Origin of the sequence: Streptomyces sp. BE303 (assembly GCF_036290945.1) — a bacterium.
Lineage (GTDB): Bacteria > Actinomycetota > Actinomycetes > Streptomycetales > Streptomycetaceae > Kitasatospora.
On the sequence record NZ_JAQYWZ010000833.1, the window covers coordinates 1 to 436 of the forward strand.

Sequence of the window (436 nt, forward strand, 5' to 3'; positions counted from 1 at the left end):
CGAAGTCGTAACAAGGTAGCCGTACCGGAAGGTGCGGCTGGATCACCTCCTTTCTAAGGAGCACATGGCCGCTTGCAGGCGAATGTTCTGCACGGTCGCTCATGGGTGGAACGTTGACTATTCGGCACACTGGGTTGGCATCCGTTAGTACTGCTTCGGCGTGGAAGACGGATTGTTGATCGGGTGTGTCGGGCACGCTGTTGGGTCCTGAGGGAACGGAAACGTTGTCTCAGTACCGCCGGCCCCATGCTTGTGCAGGTGGGTGGCTGGTCGTTGTTTGAGAACTGCACAGTGAACGCGAGCATCTGTGGCCAAGTTTTTAAGGGCGCACGGTGGATGCCTTGGCACCAGGAACCGATGAAGGACGTGGGAGGCCACGATAGTCCCCGGGGAGCCGTCAACCAGGCTTTGATCCGGGGGTTTCCGAATGGGGAAA

At 58.5% G+C, this 436-nt stretch carries 2 rRNA genes; both read left to right on the forward strand.

Annotation, left to right across the window (positions count from 1 at the left end):
- A 16S ribosomal RNA gene (locus PUR56_RS29410) occupies positions 1-53 on the forward strand; the annotation flags it as partial.
- Between the two features lie 256 nt (positions 54-309).
- A 23S ribosomal RNA gene (locus tag PUR56_RS29415) occupies positions 310-436 on the forward strand; the annotation flags it as partial.